General features: G+C 58.2%; 12 protein-coding genes. All 12 read right to left on the bottom strand.

Annotation, left to right across the window (positions count from 1 at the left end):
- Positions 1 to 99 precede the first annotated feature (99 nt).
- Positions 100 to 1,401 (bottom strand): phosphopyruvate hydratase, encoded by a 1,302-nt coding sequence (gene eno, locus D7024_RS01825; protein WP_121450292.1) that lies wholly within the window; start codon positions 1,399 to 1,401, stop codon positions 100 to 102.
- Positions 1,398 to 2,966: a 2,3-bisphosphoglycerate-independent phosphoglycerate mutase gene (gene gpmI / locus D7024_RS01820; protein ID WP_121450291.1), complete on the bottom strand. Its 1,569-nt coding sequence runs from the start codon at positions 2,964 to 2,966 to the stop codon at positions 1,398 to 1,400. Before gpmI ends, eno begins: the two co-directional genes overlap by 4 nt.
- A 68-nt stretch (positions 2,967 to 3,034) precedes the next feature.
- Positions 3,035 to 3,796 carry a triose-phosphate isomerase gene (tpiA, locus tag D7024_RS01815; RefSeq protein ID WP_121450290.1) on the bottom strand — a complete coding sequence of 254 codons (762 nt, stop codon included), beginning with the start codon at positions 3,794 to 3,796 and terminating at the stop codon, positions 3,035 to 3,037.
- A gap of 13 nt (positions 3,797 to 3,809) precedes the next feature.
- Positions 3,810 to 4,976: a phosphoglycerate kinase gene (locus D7024_RS01810; RefSeq protein WP_121452414.1), complete on the bottom strand. Its 1,167-nt coding sequence runs from the start codon at positions 4,974 to 4,976 to the stop codon at positions 3,810 to 3,812.
- A gap of 207 nt (positions 4,977 to 5,183) precedes the next feature.
- Positions 5,184 to 6,215, bottom strand: a complete 1,032-nt coding sequence (gene gap, locus D7024_RS01805) for a type I glyceraldehyde-3-phosphate dehydrogenase (RefSeq protein WP_121450289.1) — start codon at positions 6,213 to 6,215, stop codon at positions 5,184 to 5,186.
- Positions 6,216 to 6,457: 242 nt separating this feature from the next.
- Entirely contained in the window at positions 6,458 to 7,873 is a 1,416-nt protein-coding gene (gene rpoN, locus D7024_RS01800; RefSeq protein ID WP_121450288.1) for an RNA polymerase factor sigma-54, read from the bottom strand.
- Positions 7,874 to 8,093: 220 nt separating this feature from the next.
- Entirely contained in the window at positions 8,094 to 9,059 is a 966-nt protein-coding gene (whiA, locus tag D7024_RS01795) for a DNA-binding protein WhiA (RefSeq protein ID WP_121450287.1), read from the bottom strand.
- 138 nt (positions 9,060 to 9,197) lie between these two features.
- On the bottom strand, positions 9,198 to 10,058 hold the full coding sequence (locus D7024_RS01790; RefSeq protein WP_121450286.1) for a polysaccharide deacetylase family protein: 861 nt from the start codon (positions 10,056 to 10,058) through the stop codon (positions 9,198 to 9,200).
- 509 nt (positions 10,059 to 10,567) lie between these two features.
- Positions 10,568 to 11,902: a gluconeogenesis factor YvcK family protein gene (locus D7024_RS01785; protein ID WP_121450285.1), complete on the bottom strand. Its 1,335-nt coding sequence runs from the start codon at positions 11,900 to 11,902 to the stop codon at positions 10,568 to 10,570.
- A 17-nt stretch (positions 11,903 to 11,919) separates the two neighbouring features.
- Positions 11,920 to 12,771, bottom strand: a complete 852-nt coding sequence (gene rapZ / locus D7024_RS01780; protein WP_207666874.1) for an RNase adapter RapZ — start codon at positions 12,769 to 12,771, stop codon at positions 11,920 to 11,922.
- A gap of 386 nt (positions 12,772 to 13,157) precedes the next feature.
- Entirely contained in the window at positions 13,158 to 14,219 is a 1,062-nt protein-coding gene (locus D7024_RS01775; protein ID WP_121450284.1) for a bifunctional phosphoglucose/phosphomannose isomerase, read from the bottom strand.
- Between the two features lie 300 nt (positions 14,220 to 14,519).
- Entirely contained in the window at positions 14,520 to 16,490 is a 1,971-nt protein-coding gene (locus tag D7024_RS01770; RefSeq protein WP_121450283.1) for an amylo-alpha-1,6-glucosidase, read from the bottom strand.
- Between the last annotated feature and the right edge of the window lie 2 nt (positions 16,491 to 16,492).

The raw sequence follows: 16,492 nt of genomic DNA, 5'->3' as shown, positions 1-16,492 counted from the left end.
CGTGCCGGGGTAAAATATTTTTGCCACTGCCCTAAAACGGCCTATTCATCTCTACTTCCGAACATCGCAATTGGCTCTCGGCTTAAGCCGAATTCCTTCTTAAATCCCACTTCTAACTTCCCACATCCCACTTCTCAAAATGTTCCGGCCAGGATAAATAGCGGTATCTCCCAGTTCTTCCTCTATGCGCAGCAGCTGGTTGTACTTGGCCACCCGGTCGGTACGGGAAGGCGCCCCGGTTTTAATCAGGCCGGTACTGGTGGCCACCACCAGGTCGGCAATGGTGGCATCTTCCGTTTCACCGGAACGGTGACTGACCACCGCGGTAAACCCGGCCCGGCGAGCCATTTCAATGGCTTCCAGGGTCTCGGTGAGGGTGCCGATCTGGTTCACCTTGATCAAAATGGAATTGCTGGCCCGCAGTTCAATTCCCTTCTGCAGCCTTTCCGTGTTGGTAACGTAAAGGTCGTCCCCCACCAGCTGCACCCTGTCACCCAGGCGGGCGGTGAGCTTCGGCCAGTTCTCCCAATCGTCCTCGGCCAGGCCGTCCTCAATGGAAAGGATGGGATAGCGCTCTACCAGGGAGGCATAAAAGTCGATTAAATCCTCCGGGGTGAAGGTCTTCCCTTCCAGCATGTAACGGCCGTCCTTGAAGAACTCCGTGGCTGCGGCATCGATGGCCAGGGCCACATCTTCCCCCGGGCGGTAGCCGGCGGCCTCGATGGCCTCTATAATTACCGCGCAGGCCTCTTCATTGGAACTGAGGTTGGGCGCAAAGCCGCCTTCATCACCCACGGCGGTATTCAGGCCCTTTTTCTTGAGCACCTTTTTCAGGTTGTGGAAGACCTCGGCCCCCATCCGCAGGGCCTCGGCAAAGCTGGGGGCCCCCACGGGCATGATCATGAATTCCTGGATGTCCACGTTGTTATCGGCATGTTTGCCCCCGTTTAAAATGTTCATCATCGGTACGGGCAGCCGCCGGGCATTGACTCCGCCGAGGTATTGATAGAGGGGCAGTCCTACCGACTGGGCCGCCGCCCTGGCCACAGCCAGGGAAACACCCAGGACGGCGTTGGCGCCCAGATTGCTCTTGTTGGGCGTGCCGTCCAGCTCGATGAGGGTCATGTCCAGGCCCACCTGATCCGTGGCGTCAAAGCCGATGATCTCGGGGGCGATTTTTTCAATTACGTTGTTTACGGCCTTTTGCACGCCCTTGCCCAGGTAACGGGACGGGTCGCCATCCCTCAGTTCCACCGCTTCGTGGGCACCGGTAGAGGCCCCGGAAGGAACGGCCGCCCGTCCCAGGGTGCCGTCTTCCAGCAGCACGTCCACCTCCACGGTGGGGTTGCCCCGGGAATCGAGAATTTCCCTGGCGTATACGTCAACTATGGTTGTGCTCATGAATCTCTTCCTCCTCGTTTGTATTCTATAATTAACGACTCGCCGGTCATTTCCGGCGGCCTGGGAATCCCCATCAGGTCCAGCATGGTCGGGGCAATATCCGCCAGAATGCCCCCCGGACGGAGTTTTACTTGCCCGAGATCCTCCCCGATCAGTATAAATGGGGCCCGGTTGGTGGTATGGGCGGTATGGGGGTGCCCGTTGGGATCCAGCATTTCATCGGCATTGCCGTGATCGGCGGTAATAATGACCGTACCGCGCTTTTCCAGCACGGCCCCCACCACCTTCCCCAGGCACTGGTCTACGGTTTCAATGGCCTTGACCGCCGCAGCCATGTCGCCAGTATGGCCCACCATATCCGCATTGGCATAATTCATGATGATTACCTGGTACTTATCCGCAGCCAGCTGTTCCAGGAAGGCGTCCGTAACCTCCGGGGCGCTCATTTCCGGTTTCTGGTCGTAGGTAGCCACTTTGGGAGAGGGAATTAAAATGCGGTCTTCCCCGGGATAGGGCGTTTCCACTCCCCCGTTGAAGAAAAAGGTGACGTGGGCGTATTTTTCCGTTTCGGCCAGGCGCAGCTGTCTGAGCCCCAGGCGGCTGATCACTTCCCCCAGGGTGTTGGTAGGATGGTGGGGCTTGAAGGCCACCGGGGCGTTTATGGTTTTATCGTAAAGGGTCATGCAGGTAAAATGCACCCGCGGGCGGTTTGCCGGGCGCTCAAAGCCGGCAAAATCCTCGTCCACAAAGGCCCGGGTGATCTGCCTGGCCCGGTCGGGGCGGAAATTGTAAAAGATCACCGCATCGCCGTCTTTGACCACCGCCACGGGAGCACCTCTCCCGGTAATTACCGTAGGCTGTACAAACTCATCGGTCTCCCCACGCCGGTAGGATTCTTCCAGGGCCTGCATGGCGGAAGGCGCCTTTAACCCTTCCCCCAGAACCATGGCCTCATATGCCCTTCTGGTACGGTCCCAGCGGCGGTCCCGGTCCATGGCGTAGTAGCGCCCCATGACCGTGGCAATCGTGCCCGTACCCAGTTCCCGGCACTTTTCTTCCAGCTGCCGGATGTATTCCCCCGCATTGTCGGGGGGAACGTCCCGCCCGTCCAGGAAACAGTGTACGTACACCCGCGGCAAATTATGCCTCCTGGCCAGTTCCAGCAGGGCAAAGAGGTGGGTGATATGGCTGTGCACGCCGCCGTCGGACAAAAGGCCCATCAAATGCAGGGCCCCGTGGTTGGCCCGGACATGCTCCACGGCCGCCACAAGGGCTTCATTGGTAAAAAAGCTGCCGTCCCTGATGGCCCGGGTAATGCGGGTCAGCTCCTGGTAGACAATGCGCCCGGCCCCGATATTGAGGTGCCCCACCTCCGAGTTGCCCATCTGGCCGTCGGGCAGACCCACATCCTCCCCCGATGTTCCCAGGGTGGTGTGGGGATAGGTGGTCCAAAAGCGATCCATATTGGGTGTTCTGGCCCGGGCAATGGCATTTCCTTTTTGTTCATCCCTCAGGCCCCAGCCGTCCAAAATGACCAGGACCATGGGGATATGCTTTATTTCCATCAGAAACCTCCAGGATGTCGAAAATAGTTGGCCTGCTTTGTTTTGCAACAAAAGCGCCGTTTGGCGATCTATTCCCGCAGCGCCGCCCGGACAATGGCGGCAAAGCTGTCCACCTTCAGGCTGGCGCCGCCCACCAGGGCGCCGTCTATATCGGGCTGCCCCAGCAGTTCGGCGGCATTTTCCGGCTTGACACTGCCGCCGTACTGGATGCGCACCTGCCGGGCCGCCTCCCGGCCGCCCATCTCGGCCAGCAGGCGGCGGATAAAGGCGTTCACCTGCTGGGCGTCTTCCGGCGAGGCCGTACGGCCGGTGCCGATGGCCCACACCGGCTCGTAGGCCACCACCAGGCCGGCCAGCTCGGTGCTGGAAAGGCCGGCCAGTGAGCGGCGCACCTGGGCACCGACAACCATTTCCGTATGTCCCGCTTCCCTTTCCTCCAGGCGTTCGCCCACGCAAACAATGGGGACGAGCCCGTGTTTAAGGGCCGCTTTTACCTTGGCGTTAACATCTTCATCACTTTCGCCGAAATACTGCCGCCGTTCCGAGTGGCCCAGGATCACGTAGCGGCAGCCGACTTCCTTCAACATGACCGGGGAAATTTCCCCCGTATAGGCTCCTTCTTCGGCCCGGTACATATTCTGGGCACCCAGGGCGATGCTGCTGCCCTCCAGTTCCCGGGCCACGGCGTGCAGGGCGGTAAAGGGGGGACAAACGGCTACCTCCACCCCCCGGACGCCGGCCAGGGCCTCTTTTAGCCCCCGCACGAATTCTACCGCTTCGGTGACAGTTTTATACATTTTCCAGTTACCCGCCAGAAGGGGTATACGCATGTTTATCTCTCCCTCACTTCCCCGTGTCCATTAACACGGCCACGCCGGGCAGGACCTTCCCTTCCAGAAACTCCAGGGAGGCGCCGCCGCCGGTGGAGATATGGGACATCCTGTCGGCCACCCCGGCCTTTTCCACCGCCGCCGCTGTATCTCCCCCGCCCACGATGGTGGTGGCTTTGCTCCCGGCCAGCGCCTTTGCCAGGCCAAAGGTGCCCGCGGCAAAGGGGGCCATCTCAAAGACACCCATTGGGCCGTTCCAGATGACGGTACCGGCATCCCGCACTTCGGCGGCAAAGGACTCTACCGTTTTCGGGCCGATGTCCAGGGCCATCCACTCTTCCGGCACGGCATCCACCGCTACCACCCTGGGTTCCGCTTCCGGGCGGGCCGCCTCGGCAACCACCAGGTCCGCGGGCAACACCAGTTTGACGCCCGCCTTTTCCGCCCGGGCCATTAAATCCCGGGCCAGGGCCACCCGGTCCGCTTCCAGCAGCGACTTGCCCAGGGAGAATCCCCGGGCGGCCAGGAAGGTATTGGCCATGCCCCCGCCAATGAGCAGGGCGTCCACCTTGCCCAGGAGGTTTTCAATCACCCCAATCTTATCGGAAACCTTGGCCCCACCCAGGATGGCCACAAAGGGACGGGTGGGATTGGACAGGGCCTGGTTCAGCACGGTAATTTCCTTTTCCATCAAGAACCCGGCCGCGGCGGGCAAAAAGTGGGCCACCCCCTCGGTGGAGGCGTGGGCCCGGTGGGCGGTGCCAAAGGCATCGTTCACATAAACGTCGGCCAGTTCGGCCAGCTGCCGGGCAAACTTTTCATCGTTTTTTTCCTCTCCGGGGTAAAAACGCACATTTTCCAGCAGCACCACATCGCCGGGCCGCATCCCGGCAATGGCCTTTTTGGGTTCATCCCCGACACAATCGTCCACTTTGACCACCGGCCTGCCCAGCAGCTGGGAGAGACGCCGGGCCACCGGGTCCAGGCGATAGCGGTCGTCCACTTTGCCCTTGGGACGCCCCAAATGGGAGGCCAGGATTACCCTGGCCTGCCTGTCAATCAGGTACTGTATGGTCGGTAGTGCCGCCCGGATCCGGGTGTCATCGGCAACATTACCCTCCTGGTCCAGGGGTACGTTAAAATCTACCCGTACCAGTACCCGCTTACCGGTCACTTCCATGTCCCGGATGGTCTTGATCACGCATATACCTCCCTAATGGAAATTGTAACATAATATTCGGGCGGTACTCTTCCCCCCTGGTGAAAAAGCCGCGGAAGGACTGCCGCCCTTTTCATCTTTTGGTCTTGCCCATTATCTGTTCCGGCGGGCACCGCGTCAGGGGCCCGCCGGAAATGCCTGCCTAATTATACTCTTTGACATGTTTTACTAAAATCCTCTTTTGGCCATGTATAAAATTAAGTCCAGGATGCGGTTGGAATAACCCCATTCATTGTCGTACCAGGCCACCACTTTAACCATGTCCTCACCAATGATCATGGTCGATGGGCCGTCCACAATGGCCGAGTGGGGATCCCCGCAGTAATCCACCGATACTAAAGGCAGGTCGCTGTAGGCCAGGATCCCCCTGAGCTCACCCTCGGAAGCATCCTTCAGGGCCCCGTTGACCTCCTCCACCGTAACGGGCCGGCGCAGCTGGGCCACAAAATCCACCACGCTGACATTGGGCGTAGGCACCCGCATGGCCATACCGTTCAGCCTGCCTTTCAACTGCGGGAGCACCAGCTCCACTGCCCTGGCCGCACCGGTGGTAGTGGGAATAATGCTCATGCCTGCGGCCCGGCCCCGGCGCAGGTCCCGGTGGGGCATATCCAGGATCTGCTGGTCGTTGGTATAGGCATGGACGGTGGTCATGAGACCCTTGACTATGCCGAATTGCTCATCCAGTACTTTGGCCACCGGCGCCAGGCAGTTGGTGGTGCAGGAGGCGTTGGAAACCACGTGATGTACGGCGGGATCATACAGTTCCTCATTGACGCCCATAACCACCGTGAGGATGTCGCCCTTGGCCGGAGCGCTGATCACCACCTTTTTGGCCCCGCTGGTAAGGTGCACGGAGGCATCTTCCGCCGTTTTGAACCTGCCGGTGGACTCCACCACCACATCCACCCCCAGTTCGCCCCAGGGGATGCTGGCGGGATTTGCCTCGGCCAGGACCACGATCTCCCGGCCGTTTACCACCAGGGAGCGCTCATCGGCCTGCACATCGGCATCCAGCCGGCCGTGTACCGAGTCGTATTTCAAAGCGTGGGCAAGGGTGCGGGCGTAGTTTCCATTCACCGGAAGCCGCCGGGACTTGTGGTTTACGGCCACCACCTGGATCTCGGGATGCCGGAGCGATGCCCGCAGAACATTTCTCCCTATCCGGCCGAAACCATTAATCCCTATTTTTACCGTCATTATTCCCTCTCGCTCCTTTCAATAGTATACCTCATTTAGTAAAATTTATTTGAATTATGACATTCTTATTCGCCATCCAGTCAAATAGTTCCTCCTTTTTCTGGTTAATTGAAATAAAAAATTGGGTACCGGTAACAAAACCGGTACCCGGGTGGAAAGTTACCCACGTTTAAGGTCTTCCAGATACACGCGGGCGGTCGTCCTGGAAAAGTGACCGTCCCGCGGAATGGCCTGGCAAGAGACTAGTAGCGCTTCCTCTGCTGGACGGGAGGAATACCCAGTTCACCCCGGTATTTAGCCACGGTGCGCCGGGAGATGCGAATTCCTTGTTTATATAAAATTTCCACAATCTTCTGGTCATTTAAAGGCTCTTTGGGATCCTCCGCCGCCACAATTTCCTGGAGCATCTTCTTAATGCTTTCGGCAGAGGTCAGGTTCCCGCCATCGCTGTTAATTCCCGTGGGGAAGAAATATTTCATTTCAAATACCCCCTGGGGGGTCTGGATATACTTGTTGGAAGTGGCCCGGCTCACGGTAGATTCATGCAGGCCGACCATTTCAGCCACCTGCTTCAAATTAAGGGGTTTTAAATATTTCACCCCGTGGTCCAGAAAATCACGCTGCAGCTGTACTACACAGCTGGCCACCTTATAGAGGGTCAAGCGCCGCTGTTCAATGCTGCGGATCAACCAGGCCGCCGCATTGAGCTTGCTTTCCACAAACCGGCGGGTGCGGGAATCATAGTTTTCCTGCTGGCTGAGCACCGCACGGTAGGCGGGATTGATGGTAAGGCGGGGCACGGACACATCGTTGATGAGGATGATATAGTCATCTCCCACTTTTTCCACCACTATATCCGGTACCACATAGCGCACGTCATGGGGAGTGGAAAAGTTGCGGCCGGGTTTCGGGTCCAGGGTTTTTAAAATATCAGCCACCCGCTGGATTTCCTGCACGGGAACATTTAACTGCTGGGCCAGGCGGTTAAACTTGCCCCTGGCCAGATCCATCAGATGATAGCGGATGATCCGTTCCAGCAGCGGATCTTTAATACCCAACTGGTTGACTTGAATCAGCAGGCATTCCTGCAGGGTGCGGGCACCTACCCCCGGCGGGTCAAAGGTCTGGATTAGTTCCAGCGTCTCTTCCACGGCCCGGGGATGTACGGCCAGTTGTTTGGCCGCCTCCTCCACACTGGTCTGGAGGTAGCCGTGTTCATCAATATTGCCGATCAGGTATTCACCGATAGCCCGCGCTTCGGGGCTGCACTTGCTTAAATACAGCTGGAACATCAGGTGTTCCATCAGGGTAGGCGCCTGGGAAAGGAAACTTTCATAATTGTGGGCGGGGGGCTCGGGATCCCGCTCCACCCGGGGAAAGCCCAGATCGCTGGAATCCTGGAAATACTCCTCCCAGTCCAGGTCATATTCTCTCTTTTCTTCCTCCCCCTCAAGCTCCCACTCAAATTCTCCTTCTTCCCCGTTCCCGTCCGCTTCTTCTTCCCGCAACTCCAGAAGAGGATTCTCCTGCAGCTGTTGTTCTATATACAGGGAAAGCTCCAGGGAAGACAGCTGCAGCACGGTTATGGCCTGACGCAGCTCGGGAGTCATGATTAACTTTTGTGTTTGTTCCACGTTAAGTCCGTAACCCAGGCGCATGGGCCTTCACTCCTCCAAAGCTCCGCCATTAATAATGTTAATTAATTCTCTGAAGATTAATTAATTCTCCAAGCAATATTTATTCTCTAAAGCCGGGGGGTTCTCCTGCCGCCTATTGCCCGATACCAGCATATTTGGGCGGTAATTGTTTCATTCCCCACCATGCTGGGGCCGTCCCCCGCGTACTTTATTATGCGCCGGCAGCACCCGGCGACGTACCCTACCCTTTTTCGGCGGGAGCCTCGCACGAAGGTTCGCGAAGCTTTTTGGCAATATCATCCAGCCTGCGCAGCCGGTGGTTTACGCCGGACTTCCCCACCCGGGGCTCGAGCATTTCCCCCAGTTCCCGCAAACTTGCGTCGGGATACTGCAGGCGAACCTCGGCTACCTGCCGCAAAGCCGGCGGAAGCTTTTCCAGCCCCATGGTGGCGGCAATGAAACGAATATTCTCCACCTGGCGCAGGGCCGCATCCACCACTTTATTCAGATTGGCCGTTTCACAGTTCACCAGGCGGTTCACCTGGTTGCGCATGTCCTTGTATATGCGTACGTTTTCAAAATTCAGCAGGGCCGTATGGGCTCCCATAATATTCAGCAGGGCTACAATTTGGTCGCTGTCCTTTAAATAAACCACATGCCAGTTTTTACGGGCGCTCACCCGAGCCTCCAGGCCAAATTCCTGCATCAGCCGGCCGAGCGCCCGGGCCAGCTCGGCGTTTCCCGTGATGATCTCCAGATGATAGGTGCCCTCGGGGTTGTTCACCGACCCTCCTCCCAGGAAGGCTCCCCGCAGGTAGGCCCGGCGGCAGCATTCCCGGCGCACCAGCTCCCTGGGAATACCCTCGGTCAACTGGCCCCGGGCATCCGCCATACCCAGGCGGCGCAAAATATCGGCCATCCCGGACGGGGGGGAGACCCGCACCTGGTAGAGGTTCTTTTTGCGCAACCGGTTCTTGCGCTGCACCAGGACTTCGGTATACACACCAAAGATTTCTTTGAAAAGAGAAAAAATTTTCCGGGCAACGGCTGCATTTTCCGTGCTTATGGTCAGTGCAGTCTTCGGCCCGGCGCCAATGGACAGGCTGCCGTCCATTTTCACCAGGGCGGCCAGTTCGGCCAGCCTGCAGCATTTTTCCTTCCCCACCACCCGGGCCAGTTCATTTTTCGTCAGGGTAGAAAAGGACATTTAAGCTCACCTTGAAGATATTATACCACAACGGAGCTATTTGAGAGGCGTGAGGTGAGATTTGTGAGGTGAGATTTTAAGGTCGGAATTCGGCTTTAGCCGAATTCCTTCTTAATCCCAATTCCCACTTCCCACCTCTCACTTCTCAACTGGTGAGGGGGGATAATAATGCTTCACCAGTTCCGTAATGAACTTCTGCAGGTCGTAGCTACCCATGACACGCACCCGTTTCAGGGTAAAGGGGTCATCCCCGGGGCCTGCCAGGCCCTGCTCGGTCGTAACGGCAGCCCGGTACCCGCTTTCCCTCACCACCCGGGCCAGCTCCCGGTTGTACTTGCCGTAAGGATAGCTGAAAACCTCTACCGGCCGCCCCAGCTCCGCTTCCAGGAGGATCTTGCTTTCTTTAATCTGGCGCCGGGCTTCCTCCAAAGAAAGCTGGGTCAACCTGGGGTGATCCAGGGTATGGGCACCAATGGTTATGCCGTAATCGGCCATCTCCTTAAGCTCCCGCCAGCCGGCCATTTTATTTACCGGCTGTCTTCCAGCATCGAAGGTATTTGTCTTGCCCACCGTATGGGCCACCACAAAAACGGTAGCGGTAAAACCATACTTTTTTAAAATGGGAAAGGCATAAGTATAATTGTCAAGGTAGCCGTCGTCAAAAGTAATCACCACCGGCCGGGGCGGCAGGGGTTTCCCCCACTGCAGGTGATCCACCACGTCGATGAGGGAAACGGTGTGAAACCCCTGGCCGGCCAGGTATTCCATTTGCCGGGCGAATTTTTCCGGGGGCACCCGCAGACCCAGACCTCCCATACGGGGATCGGGGTTTACCTTGTGGTACATCAGAATGGGTATCTCCATCTCTCCCCGCTCAGGCGGCGGGAGGGGGGGAGCCAGGCTCTGGGCCAGGGAATCGGCCGCGTGCCGGGCGCCGGCCAGAACCAGCAGTAAAAGCAGCGGCAGCGTCACGATGACGATCAAAATTCTCGCGCTCATCCAGCCCTCCAGATCCTTTTCCTGTAAATAATCAGTAAAACCGCTATAACAGGGATGCGGTGCTGTCCGGAGCGAACGACTTGCGAAGCGCCGGTAACAGCACCCGGTGAAGCGAGGCAGCCGGCTCGGTTCTCGAGGACGCAAGATCAACTAATCGAAAGAAAAGTTTTGAAACACATTAGTTAAGAGCTTACAACGAAACGTAATTAGTCACGGGCAATCCGCAGAGAGCCAGAGCCGGTCCGAAGCGAGCCGCGGTGCTGTCGGCGCGAAGCACTGGAGTGAGCGAGGACAGCACCGCATCCAACCGGGTTCACTGCATATTCACTTTCCCCAACATTGACTGCCGCAAAGCCCGGGAGTAAGGGGTAATCGCCCCCGGTGGGCTTTGCGACAGCACCCAACCGTGTCCTAACAAGATCTTAACACCCGCCTTTGGCCCTGACAACTGCCATTCGACAAAAAAGCCCCCCGTTGGCTACGGAAGGCTGGCCGACACACTAACCGGGTCACATGCGCCCCGAACGCAGGCTGCCGTTTAAAGAGCCGTTGAACGACCCGAAGGGTTCTCCCGCTTTCCGCTCCAGGAGGGCCAGCTCCAGGATCAGGCGGGCCAGTTTATCGGGGTGATGGCGGACCACGTTGCTTTCGTGCACCAGGTTGGCACCAATTACCTTCACCCCCATCTGCCGCAGCTTATCCCCATCCACCACCACCGGCACTGCTCCCTCCCGGCGGTAGCGCGCCTTTAACCGGGACGGTATGCCGCCCTGGTTGACCACCACGTAATCCACAATGGGACCGGCGTGGGTAAAGATGGCCTGGAGATGGTCGCTGGCGGCGTAACCGTCGGTTTCTCCGGGCTGGGTCATCACGTTGCAGACATAAACGCGCACGGCCCGGGTGCGGGCAATGGCCTCCGGAATTCCCCGCACCAGAAGGTTGGGCAGGATGCTGGTATAAAGGCTCCCCGGCCCCAGGACCACCGCATCCGCCTCCGCAATGGCCTGCAGCGCCTCGGGCAGGGGATAGCAATCCCCGGGCACCAGGAAGACCCGTTTAATGGGCTTCCTGCACTGGGGAATGGAAGATTCCCCGTATACCAGCGTGCCGTCGGATAGTTCCGCCCCCAGAACCACATTTTGCAGGGTAACGGGCAATACCTGCCCCCTGATGGCCAGAACCTTGCTCAAGGCCTGCACGGCTTCATGAAACCCCCCGGCCACGTGGTTCAGCGCCGCCAGGAGCAGGTTGCCCAGGTTGTGGCCGGCCAGGTCCCCGCTTTTAAAGCGGTACTGGAGCAGGTCCTCCATCAACGATTCCTTATCCGCCAGGGCCACCAGGCAGTTGCGGATGTCCCCCGGGGGAAGCATGCCTAACTCCCCCCTCAGCCGGCCGGAACTCCCGCCGTCATCGGCCACGGTGACAATGGCCGTAATATTGCTGGTATATTGTTTCAAGCCCCTCAACAATACCGATAGCCCCGTGCCTCCACCAATTACCACTATCCGGGGCCCCCGGCGCAGGTGCTGGCGGGTATAGATAATATCCACCAGGCGCGTGCTCTCCCCGGGGGCCAGGGCGTCCACCACCGAACGAAAGGCCTTAAAGTTGCCGTAGACCAGAGCCGGCAGGCCCAGCACCAGGAGAAGCGCGCCCCCGAGCCAAACCCGCCCGGGGCCGAAAAGCTCCGCGAACCAGGTCATCAGCACCGCCTGGTGCTCCCGGGGCAGAGATCGGCCTAAAAGGCCGATGCCGGTGGCGGCCAGCACCAGGCCCAAAAAGGACAGGGCCAGCCAGCGCTTGAAATGCAAACCGGGGTAAAGCCACTTGAAAAGTTGCATCACCTTTCACCCCTGTCTTAACGGGAGAGATCCCGGTGCCGCACGGCCACCCGGTAACCCTGCTCCGCCAGGTGGGACCCCAGACAGTTGGCCAGGGTTACGGAACGGTGCTGGCCACCGGTACAGCCAACGGCAATGGTCAGGGTGGTTTTGCCTTCCTGGATGTAGTGGGGAAGTAGAAAATCAATAAACTGATAGAACCGGTTCACGAATTCCTGGCTCACCGGGGCGCACAGGACATAATCCCGCACGGCCGGATCGTTTCCGGTCAGCGGGCGCAGCGCCGGGTCGTAATGAGGGTTGGGTAAAAACCGCACGTCAAAAACCAGGTCGCTGTCCAGGGGTATGCCGTACTTGTACCCGAAGGAAATTATTGTAATGCGCAAGGGCGCCCCGGCATTATCCCCAAATAAACTGACCAGTTCTTCTTTCAGCTGCTGGGGAGTCATTTCGGAAGTGTCAATTATTTTATGGGCCCGCCCCCGCAGTTCCCGCAGCCGCTCCCTTTCCTGCCGTATGCTCTGCAGCACTTCCCCGTCCACGCTCAGGGGGTGGCTGCGGCGGGACTCCTTGTACCGGCGGACCAGAGTAGCATCGGAGGTTTCCAGGAACAATATCTCGTAACGAAGCCCCTCCTTCTCCAGGTCGGCCAGCACTTCAAAAAGGGCGTCGAAAAACTCCCCACCACGGATATCCACCACTACAGCTATTTTATTAATCCCCCGGGAAGATTGTGAACAAAGCTCCAGAAACTTGGGAATGAGCCTTGGAGGCAGGTTGTCCACACAAAAGAAGCCCAGATCCTCCAGAATCCTTAAGGCCTGGGTCTTTCCGGCCCCCGAAAGGCCGGTAACAATTACCAGCCGCATAATTATCACCACTCGTTGCCCGGCTCAATTTGTCGAATACGTAAATGTTCAGTTAACCCGCTTAAGGCACGGCGTTGTCCCGCTCACTCATATGCTCCGCGCCGACAGCACCACGGTTCGCTTCGGGCCGGCTCTGGCTCTCTGCGGATTGCCCGGCACTAATAATTCTTCGTTGTTACATCTTAACTTAATATGTTTTCGGTGTCTTCTTCCGAACAGTTCATCATGCGTCCTCGAGAGCCGAGCCGGCGGCCTCGCTTCACCGGGTGCTGTTACCGGCGCTCCGCAAAATCGTTCGCTCTGGACAACGCCGTGCCATTGTAGTAAACAGAGCGGTTTTACTGAACATTTACCGGAATACAAAAGGCTCCCCGGCGTTGTCCCGCTCACTCCTCCGCCAGGCGGGCTTTGAGCGTGTCGATCACCCTGACCGGGCCGGGGTCCACGCCGTACAGCATGGCCAGGTACACGCTGGCATAGTCTCCGATATAAACCAGCGAGTACATGCGGGCCAGGGCACCGCTGCCCCGGGCCATAATTTCGACAACACCGGCCACCGCACCTTCCATGATTTCGCGGGTGATGGCAAAACGTTTCTGAACCCGCGGGTGATCCTGGGGATCCCGCAAAATAACCACATAAAGCCGGCGCAGGAGTTCACCGGGAAACTCAAAGCCAACCAGTTCATTATGGTTTAACTCCGGAAATACGTTCCAGTAGGCCGGGGCCTTGGCATTTTCATTGATCTGCCCCTTCCAGCGCTGAGCCACCACTTCCGTGGTACCGCTGGAACCCCAGATTACGGGAATGCGGTTGTGGAAACTCGCCGCCAGCATCTTGGCCTGGTTGGAATCCAGGGGAACTTCCGGCTTGAGCTTCTCCCGCATGGATTGCAACAGGGAAGTGCACTCGGCCACCTCATGGCTGAGGTCCGGCAACAGACCCATCCGGTAAAGCACGGCCAGGGTGGGAATGAAGAGGTATCCCGTTGCCGAACGGGGGGCAATGCCGCCGGGCACGGTAATCACCGGTACGCCGTCATTTTTGGCCAGTTCTCCCAATTTGCCGCCGGTGGTTAAAACCACAAGCCTGGCGCCCTTTTCCCGGGCCTGGGAGTAGGCGCTCAAGGTTTCCTCGGTATTGCCGGAATAACTGACGGCGAAAACCAGGGTGTGCGGTCCGACAAATTTGGGCAGCACGTAGTCCCGGTTGACCACCACCGGCACGTCCAGGCGCTGCGTGGCATAAACCCGCAGGAGATCGCCCCCGATAGCCGAACCCCCGAGACCGGTAACCACTACCTGGCGGAGATCATCCATGGGAGAAACGTCGGCGGCCATACCCAGCTCCCAGGCCCGGGCACATTGTTCGGGCAGCTCCCACAGGGCTTTGAGCATTCCCTTCGTATCGGCATTATACATGGCCTGTGCATCATCCAGAATGGGCAAAATGGACCCCTCCTTATTAATGAAAATATTTACCTGCCCGCCGTTTGCACGCGCTCGCTCCGTTCGCCTCGCAGGCCAAAACTAGCGCTCGACCTCGGGCTCCGCCGGGGTTCCCGGCCCATTCGGCGTCCATGCCTCAGGGGCCGGCTGAGGGCATCCATGCCCCTCAGCCCCGCCTCCGCCCTCGGTCTCGCTAAGTTTGGCATCTGCTCGGCTCAATGTCGCTCGCTTCGTGCAAAACGGCGCCATTTTCATCCTTTGTTGGTGGAGCTGAATGCGTCATGAATAGGTGTCTTATCTTTAAATTTGCGGTCTGATTTCCAGCACGTCCTCCACGTAGGCCCGGAGCACTTCCGCCACACCCCAGGCCTGGGCAATACACCCCCGGGGGATAATGGGCTCGTTGCCGTCAAAGATCTCGGAGATATAGCCCACCCCGTGGTCCCGCAGCTGGTCCTGGAAAGGAGCAAGAAAACGTGCCGCCTGCAACCGGCTGGCCGGGGAGTAATGGTGTACCTGGCGCCAGGCCGTGACAAAGGGCCCGATCAACCAGCTCCAGACCGTCCCCTGATGGTAGGCTCCATCCCGCTGCCACCGGTCGCCGCTATAGACCCCCCGGTACCGGGGGTCGCTGGGAGATAAGGTACGCAGCCCGTAGGTGGCGTATAGTTCCTGCCAGACACGGGTCAGCACCCTTCGCCCCCTTCCGGCATCAACTATGGTGAAGGGCAGGCTTAAGGCAATAACCTGGTTGGGGCGCAGGGAAGCGTCCTTCCCCTGCTCACCGACCACATCGTAGAGATATCCACCTTCCTCAAACCAGAACTCCCGCAAAAAACTTTCCCTGTGCTTTTCCAGCAGGTCCTGGTAGGGAAAAGTATCCCCGTACCGGACGGCCAGTCCCCGCAATACGCACAGCGCATTGTACCAGAGGGCGTTGATCTCCACCGCCTTGCCGTGGCGGGGCGTAACCACCCATTGATCCACCCTGGCATCCATCCAGGTCAGCTGCAGCTCCGGGGAACCTGCCGCCAGGAGCCCATCTTCATCCACTTTAATGTTAAAGTGAGTCCCTTTGATGTAATGGTGGGCAATCTCTTTGAGGACCGGGTAGATCACCTGGCGGATAAAGGCATGGTCCTGGGTATACTGCAGGTACTTCCAGGCCGCCCAGAAATACCACAGGGAGGCATCCACCGTGTTGTAAAGGGGCTCTTTGCCGGCATCGGTAAACATGTTGGGCAGGAGCCCGTCCCTGCAGTAACGGGCATAGGTAACCAGGATGTCCCGGGCGTCATCATAACGGCGGGTAACCAGGGTCAGCCCGGGCAGGGCAATCATGGTGTCCCTTCCCCAGTCGTTAAACCAGTGATAACCGGCGATGATACTTTTCGCGCCCGTGGACCGGCGGTAGACAATAAAGCTGTCGGCGGCCTGCACCAGCTGGCGGGCTAAAACGCTCCGGTACCCGGCCCTTTTCACCAGCTCCTGCAGGCGGCGAATTTCCAGTTCCAAAAGGGCTTTTCCATCGAGGGTAAAAACTTCTTCCAGGGTGGCAATAAAAGTTATGGTTTTTGTCTCCCCCGGTTCAAGGGGAATGGTAAAATCCCCGGGTATAAAATGATCCTCCCGGGCTTCCAACCCCCGCCTTTGTTCTTCCACGTAAAACATATCGTAAAACCAATCATCGCAGCCGTTGAATTTACCTTCACTGCAAACCAGGCGCAGGGCGGGAATCCCCGGCTCTGCCTTTACCGCCACCCCGAAAGGAATTTCTTCCCGGGAAAAGTTAATTTGCCCCTTCCGGGTGGTCCAATGGAAGTCCCGGCAGTTAACCAGGGGAGTCAAGCGCAGGACGGCCGGTTCGGCACCGTTGATGACGCGATACAGGATGACGGTGCTGTTTTCACCGTAGATCATAAAAATTTGCTTTTGCAGGGTTATGTCACCAAAGGAAAAAACAAAGGTGGGAAATGGGTTAAACAGTACCTGCTGCAGGTGAACAAATCCGAATTCCGTTACGCCCCCCCCGGTGTGGTTGGTGGCCAGGTTGTACGTCCGCTGGGGGGTTTCCAGGCGTTCATCCAGTTTGGCTAAAAGCAAATTGCGCCGTACCGGCGGGGAAAGGGAAGCCACGAGCAGGCCGTGGTATTTGCGGGTATTAACACCGATAATGGTGGAGGAGGCATAACCACCCAGACCGTTGGTGACCAGCCATTCCTTTTCAATACCCCGCTCAAAGTTGCGCCATTCCCCTTTGCCAAAGCGCAACG

Source organism: Desulfofundulus salinus, assembly GCF_003627965.1.
GTDB classification, from domain to species: Bacteria; Bacillota; Desulfotomaculia; order Desulfotomaculales; family Desulfovirgulaceae; genus Desulfofundulus; species Desulfofundulus salinus.
The sequence above is the reverse complement of the archived record's forward strand: the minus strand, read 5'-3'. Positions and strand labels throughout refer to the sequence as shown.